This is a genomic window from Parabacteroides sp. AF14-59, from assembly GCF_003479515.1.
GTDB classification, from domain to species: domain Bacteria; phylum Bacteroidota; class Bacteroidia; order Bacteroidales; family Tannerellaceae; genus Parabacteroides; species Parabacteroides faecis.
Genome location: NZ_QUHH01000002.1, coordinates 469,112 through 476,346, shown reverse-complemented (window position 1 = coordinate 476,346; position 7,235 = coordinate 469,112). Strand labels below are relative to the sequence as shown.

Sequence of the window (7,235 nt, the reverse complement as noted above, 5' to 3'; positions counted from 1 at the left end):
GTTGCCTCGACACCTCTGGACGAATGGATCAAATACCTGAAAGACGGTACGATCCGTCCTGACACGACAACGCCGGGCCTTCGTGAAGCACGTGAAAAGCTGAAATACTATTCGATGTCTTTGCAGGAACGTCATGCGTATGACGAACACCTGAATGTGATCATGATCCAGAACGACGTGCTTGATACCGCCAAATGGGAAGGCCGGATCGAGGGGCTTGCCGAAGGAGAAGCCAAAGGAAAAGCGGAAGCCTTACACCAGACAGCTGCCAATATGAAATGTATGGGTATGAAAATTACCGACATTGCAAAATGTACGGGATTGCCGGTTGAGGAGATAGGGAAGCTATAGAATGTGAAATATTTTTCAGTTGACAGTTGACAAGTGATAGTTATTTCGGCTTTCGGTAGATTTATTTATCTGGCACGAAGTTTAACTGTCATTTGTCAACTGTCAACTTTTGAAATGAATATTATTTGTAATTGATCCAGGTCAGTTTATGCCATATACCTTCCAGTGGCCCTTGTTTATGTCCCTTCAACCACCATTTACAGAAACTAACCTGCAACAGGAACAAAACGAAACCGATCAGCAGACTGACTGTGTATCCGCAATAAGGAGCCAGGTATAATCCGAACGGGAAATAGATGATAGCTCCCAGAATAGACTGAGAGATATAGTTTGTCAGACTCATTTTTCCGTAAAAACGCAAGCCTGAAGTCAGTTTCTTGAATGATTCTTTCTGATAAAGCAGGACGAAAGAGGAAACCAATACGGCTGTGAAAGCAAATTTCTGCCACATATCCAGGATGACACCGACTGTTTGTTTTATCATAACGGCGTCGCTGTTATCATACAGCGTCACTTTTAGCTGGTAAAGCGGGCAGAACAGGATCGCAGAGACGATAAGCGCCTTTACCCAGAAACGGGTGTTGTTGTCGGAAGTAACGAACAGTTGCTTTCTGCCGATCAGTAATCCCAGCATAAATAACCCGGCTGTTTGCAGGAAGCGTCCGGCACCGATCGCCCAGAACAAACTGGCTTTCTGTCCCAACGTAACATTGCCCCAGATGAATTTCCAGAAATTACCTTCTTTGGTATATTCGGCAACTTCCTTATACATATCGCCGACCCCCAGATTCGGTAAGGTATATTCAGGATTGAACAGGCTGGCGATGTAATGGAACCATTCGACAGGTTGCAGCAACAGGATGATCGCAGTGGCCAGCACAGCTTTGTCGCTCCATTTGCGGACGAGGAAGAGGAATAGTCCGACTACGCAGAATAGTAATAACACATCTCCTGCCGGGAAAAAGGCTGCGTTCAGCGTTGCGAAAATGGTCAGCAAAAGCAGGCGCCAGAGGAAACGGTATCCGAAGTCTTTCCCTTTTATCTGTTGGTTGGTATATTGAATGTAAAATGTAAAGCCGAATAGCAACGAAAAAATAGCATACGCTTTCCCCGCAAAAAGGGAGAAGGTAACACTGAACACGCCTTCGTCCAGGATATTCAGCCATTCCGGTTGACTGGCAGGGTCGGGATATACCGGGAAGATAAAGTGTTCCAGATTATGAACAAGAATAATTGCTAATACAGCAAAACCGCGCAGGGCGTCTACCACCTCGATGCGAGGGATTTTAGAAAGAGTTTGCATATCGATTGTTTTTCATTGATTGATAGATTCACGGCAAATATAGGTATAAATTGGAAAAATGTTGTCGAAATGTACGGTCTTTGTTCCATAATGTTTACTATCTTTAGATAATCTTTGTTGTTGAATTTACCATAGGATAATTTTTATCCGGTTCCAACCTGCTAATTTTGCACTGCAAAATAGAAATATCAAGTTATGAAGCAATTTATTTTTCTGTTTCTGGCGATAATGCTGGAGGTGGTAGGAACAAGTGGGTTGAAAGCATCTGCTCAATTTACAAAGCTAGTGCCGTCGGTGATCACGGTAATTGCTTATGTTTGTGCTTTTTATTTTCTGGGATTGACGCTGAAGACGCTTCCTGTGGGAATTGCTTACGCGATTTGGTCGGGAGTAGGGGTGGTTCTGATTTCCCTTATCGGACTCCTCTTTTTCAAACAGTCTCTGGATTTACCCGCTGTACTGGGATTGGCTTTAATCATTGCCGGTGTTGTCGTTATTAATATTTTCTCGAAGTCGGTCTCTCATTGATCTTTATCATATATTTAATAGAAATGTAGTATTGTTTAGTTGATATTCGTGTCGCATGTTGTTATCTTTGTATTGATATCATTATTATTTACATTCAAATAACTAATTAAGATGAAAACGATTGTTTGCAGAGTTCAGGTAAAAGAAGGTCAGGATGTGGCATTTATTGAAGTCGCTAAAACATTAGTCGATGCAACACATCGGGAGGCCGGTAATATCAGTTATCATCTTTACCAGTCTCCTTTTGATCCGAAGTTCTTTATTTTCTATGAAAGGTATATAGATGAAGATGCGTTTAATCTTCATGCTAATTCTGACCACTTTAAAACATTTGCAAATTCTATACCCGGCATGTTGGCTGCAGAGTTGAATATAGAACAGTTCGGATGATTTTATTCCTGTTTTTTTCAGGGGCGGTACGTTGGGAGCTTGACTACGCTTCAGTCCGGTAGCGGCATATATCGTCGACGGAAACTACCGTCATCTCATGTTGCCGGGCGAAGTGCATGATTTCCGGTAAACGGGCCATCGTTCCGTCCTCGTTGGTCAATTCACATAAAACGGCTGTATCGCCCAATCCGGCTAGTTTGACCAGGTCGACGCTTCCTTCCGTATGTCCTCTTCTTTCCAGTACTCCGTTCTCTTTGGCCTGCAGGGGAAAAACGTGTCCCGGGTGTGACAGGTCTTCCGGTTTTGCATCAGGTGCAATGGCTGTTTTGATCGTTTGTATCCTGTCGGCTGCCGATACGCCGGTGGTAACTCCCTCTCTGGCTTCTATCGAGATGGTGAATGCGGTCTGATTCTTACTTGTGTTCTCTCCTACCATCTGACGTAATCCGAGTGAGTCGCATTTTTCAGGGGTGAGGCAGAGGCAGACGATACCGCTACATTCGCGTATCATTAATGCCATATCTTTTACCGTCATTTTTTCTGCGGAGTAAATAATGTCGCCTTCATTTTCCCTGTTCTCGTCATCGACAAGTAGAATCCCCTTGCCTGCCTGTAAGTAACTGATTGCTTTTTCTACACGTGCTTTGTAATCGATGCCGAAATCTTTGATCGTTTTCATTTTCAAACCCTGTTTTTAAGTAGTTGTTTATAATTAAGGTATTACAACAGGGCGGAAGGTATTACATATAACATTCTCCTACATATATAAATATATAGGCAGATATTATATTATACATTATAATGTCTTCTTCTCTCATCCAGACTTTAACTGTCGGTTCCGGAATTACACCAGATCAGTCCCCTGTGATACAGAGGAGTCGCGGACTGTCACCGCCGGTAGGGAATTACGCCCTGCCCCGAAGAATACTCACCACAAAAGTAACAAGAATTAGGAAATGTGAGAATATGAAACGGTTAAAAATGTTTGAATTTTTTCTTATCGTTTCAATTGGGAAGCAAATCGGGAATTTATAATGCAGATATTGCTGGTGTATATGTGTGGCTTTGAATATTGTTGCTTGTGTAATTTGGGTAAGACTCCTTGGAAACATGTAGTTCTGAAAGAACTCTGTTTATATGTGACAAATATATTAAAATATTTATTTAAACATAGTTTTATTATATAAAAATATGGCATTGTAATTCAAATTTAACGAATTCAACACATGTGTGCGCAAAAACTCCTATCAATAAATTGGTAATTAGCTATTCTATCTTACTATTTATTAGTCCGGTGGAGTAGGATTCATTGCTTGAAAATAAATACATCCATAACGCGACAGAGTTCTTTCAGAACTAGATAAAATAATGTCAAGCAAATGAGAATAAAAAGTTCGTCAAAATTCATCGTCTGAGTGTGAATATACGATCTCACCTATAATGTTGTCGCTCTTTTTATAAAAGATGTATTCTTTAAATTATAACTTTATGCTGAAAAAAACTAAGTTAGTAAGTCTAATTTTGCTGTCGGGAGCCTTAGCTGTTCCTGTTGGTGCTTTTGCAGATATTGCACCTGAAAAGCAAAATGTTAGCGTTCCCCAGCAAAGTGGGAAAGTAAGTGGAGTTGTGGAAGATGCCTTGGGGCCTATTACCGGTGCTTCTGTTATTGTGAAAGGAACTACGAATGGAAATGTTACCGATATGGATGGTAACTTTACATTGGAAAATGTGAAAAAGGGTGATATTATCCAGGTTTCTTATATTGGGTTTGTTACTCAGGAATTCGCCTATACGGGGCAAACAGCTTTGAAAATAGTGCTGAAAGAAGATTCCAAAGCTTTGGAAGAAGTTGTAGTAGTAGGTTATGCAACTGTGAAAAAAGCCAATTTGACGGGAGCCGTATCCGCTATTGACAGTAAGGTATTGGAAGACCGTCCTATTGTCAATCTGGGACAAGGTTTGCAGGGGGCTATCCCTAACTTGAATGTGACCACCAGTGGCCGTCCGGGCTCAGGTTCTTCCTTTAATATTCGTGGTACGACAGCTTTAAGTGGTAGTAGCCCGTTGGTGCTGGTCGATGGTGTGGAAATGGATCCGAACCTGATCAATCCTCAGGATGTTAAATCGGTCTCTGTATTGAAAGATGCCGCTTCAGCTGCTATCTACGGTACACGTGCTGCCTATGGTGTAGTACTTATCACGACTAAAGGAGGACGGAAAGATCAGCCTACGCAGGTTTCTTTTGATGCATCCGTTTCTTTTAACGGTCCGACTACCCGTCCTACTTATATGAATTCTATGGAATGGGTAAACTGGATGAATACGGCAGAATATAATACCTCCGGCCGGGCACTTTATTCGCAGTTTGATGAAGAATTTATGGAGCATGTCCAGGCATATTATAATGATCCTGTCAATAATTCTCCTGTTTATGTCTCTTCAAATCCTAATTTAAGTAAGAACGGTACTAATTATACGTATTGCGGTAACACTAACTGGATGAAAGAGCTGTACAAAAAAACTTATCCGATACAAAATTACGGTGTGAATATCAGTGGAGGTACAAAGAAAGCTACTTATTATACTTCTCTGGGCTATCTGAATCAGGGTTCTTTGTTGAAATACGGAAATGAGGAATTCAAAAAGTTTAATATCATGAACAATATTAATTATGATGTTAACGACTGGCTGCATTTGTCGATGAAGACGACTTATAACCGTACGAACCTGTCGGGTTTGAATCAGGATAGGACCCATGGCGATAACTTTATGGGAGGCGATACACGCCCGATCATGCCGGTTAAACATCCGGACGGGAACTGGGCCGGACAGGGTAATTTTACCAATTTCCCGGCTGTTCTTTCGAATGGTGGCCGTAAGACAGACAAGAATGACTTCTGGAATACGGTTACAATGAAATTGACACCGCTGGAAGGCATGACGGTTAATATGGATTATACATTCAATTATTATGCCGAACACAATAAGTTCCATATGAAGTCATTCAATGAGTATGGTGCGGACGGGCAGTTCCTTCAGATATTTACCTGGACAAATCCAAACTCGGTATCTGAATCGCAGAATAATGATACCTATAATGCATTCAACTTTTTCGGAGATTATGAAAAGACATTCGGAGAGCATTATTTTAAAGTGATGCTTGGTTATAACCAGGAAAGTAAACATACCCGTAGCTTTAGTGCCAGCCGTGAAAGTCTGATAGCGAATGACGTACCTTCCATGGATGCCGCTACCGGAGAAAAATATGTAAGCAATGGCGAGGGTTCCTGGGCTACCCGTAGCGGTTTCTTCCGTGTGAATTATGCATTAGCCGATCGATATTTGCTGGAACTAAACGGACGTTATGACCTTTCTTCCAAATTCCCTAAAAATGACCGTGCTGCTTTTAACCCTTCTTTTTCTGTAGGATGGAAATTATCGGAAGAAGCATGGTTTAAAAACTTGACAAATAGTTTCTTTGATGAATTGAAGTTAAGAGGTTCTTACGGTAGTTTGGGTAATCAGGCTTTGGATAACGGATGGTATGCTTATTTGTCCAATTATGGAACCGGGCAGATCGGCTGGATCATGGGTAGCAATCAGCCACAGGCAGTGGCACCAGGCGGACTGGTAAGCCAGTCTATTACCTGGGAAACTGTTACTCAATGGAACGTCGGTCTTGATTTTAATTTGCTAAACAGCCGTCTGAAAGGTGCATTCGACTATTATCAGAGACGTACGTCGGATATTCTCTCTGCAGGTAAAATCTTACCGGGTGTTTTAGGGGCCAACGAACCTTTGGAAAATGCGGCAGAGTCATTGACGAAAGGTTGGGAGTTTGAAATAAGCTGGAATGACCAGTTGCCTAATGGCTTACATTATAACATCGGTTTTAACCTGTCTGATTATCAGAGTGAAGTGACAAAGTTTGACAATATAGAAAGAAGTCTGAGTAATTCTTATGTAGGTCAAAAGCAAGGAGAGATCTGGGGATATGAAACAGTAGGATTATTCCAGAGTCCGGAAGAAATAGCCGGTGCACCGACCCAGGATAAGGTCTCCGGTGGCATTCAATTGATACCGGGTGATATCCGTTTTGCAGACCTGGATGGCAATAATGTTATTGATTGGGGGGATAACACCGTTGATAATCCGGGCGATAAGAAGATAATCGGAAACTCGACTCCACGTTTTCATTATGGCATTAACCTGGGAGCAGACTGGAAAGGCGTTGACTTCTCGGTATTCTTCCAGGGGGTGGCTAAGCGCGATATAATGATGCCCGGACTGCCTTTCCGCAATGGCTATTACAGTGAATGGAATGTACCTTCCGGTATTAATACCGATTATTGGTCAAAAGACAATACGGGTGCTTTATTCCCTGTTCCACGCTTTAACGGAGGTTCGGCTATTGGACAGAACCAGACTCGTTATCTGTTGAATGCTGCTTATTGTCGTTTAAAATCTTTGAGTATCGGTTATACGTTGCCGAAGGAATTTACATCTAAATTATCAATTCAAAAATTGCGTGTTTATTTTACTGGAGAGAATCTCTTTACAATATCAGATACTCCTGAAGGATTTGATCCGGAACTGGATGACCCATATAAGTATCCGATGCAACGCGCCTGCTCTTTCGGTTTAAATCTAACTTTCTAAAAAT

Annotated in this window: 5 protein-coding genes, 1 pseudogene and 1 riboswitch; of the genes and pseudogenes, 4 read left to right on the top strand and 2 right to left on the bottom strand. The window is 41.7% G+C overall.

Going from position 1 to position 7,235, the window contains the following annotated elements:
* Positions 1-351 (top strand): annotated as a pseudogene (locus tag DWW23_RS04080) (hypothetical protein); the annotation flags it as partial.
* A gap of 121 nt (positions 352-472) precedes the next feature.
* Here DWW23_RS04080 and DWW23_RS04075 read toward each other — a convergent pair.
* Positions 473-1,654: a DUF418 domain-containing protein gene (locus tag DWW23_RS04075; protein WP_122352000.1), complete on the bottom strand. Its 1,182-nt coding sequence runs from the start codon at positions 1,652-1,654 to the stop codon at positions 473-475.
* Between the two features lie 195 nt (positions 1,655-1,849).
* On the opposite strand from DWW23_RS04075, the gene DWW23_RS04070 reads away from it, so the two are divergent.
* Positions 1,850-2,182, top strand: a complete 333-nt coding sequence (locus DWW23_RS04070) for a multidrug efflux SMR transporter (protein WP_122351999.1) — start codon at positions 1,850-1,852, stop codon at positions 2,180-2,182.
* A 111-nt stretch (positions 2,183-2,293) separates the two neighbouring features.
* On the top strand, positions 2,294-2,572 hold the full coding sequence (locus DWW23_RS04065) for a putative quinol monooxygenase (protein WP_222941153.1): 279 nt from the start codon (positions 2,294-2,296) through the stop codon (positions 2,570-2,572).
* Positions 2,573-2,615: 43 nt separating this feature from the next.
* Here the strand turns inward: DWW23_RS04065 and ribB are convergent, their stop codons facing one another.
* Entirely contained in the window at positions 2,616-3,251 is a 636-nt protein-coding gene (gene ribB, locus DWW23_RS04060; protein ID WP_122351997.1) for a 3,4-dihydroxy-2-butanone-4-phosphate synthase, read from the bottom strand.
* Between the two features lie 123 nt (positions 3,252-3,374).
* Positions 3,375-3,501: riboswitch (FMN riboswitch) on the bottom strand.
* A 559-nt stretch (positions 3,502-4,060) separates the two neighbouring features.
* On the opposite strand from ribB, the gene DWW23_RS04055 reads away from it, so the two are divergent.
* Complete coding sequence (locus tag DWW23_RS04055; RefSeq protein ID WP_122352018.1) at positions 4,061-7,231, top strand: TonB-dependent receptor; 3,171 nt, start codon at positions 4,061-4,063, stop codon at positions 7,229-7,231.
* Positions 7,232-7,235 lie beyond the last annotated feature (4 nt).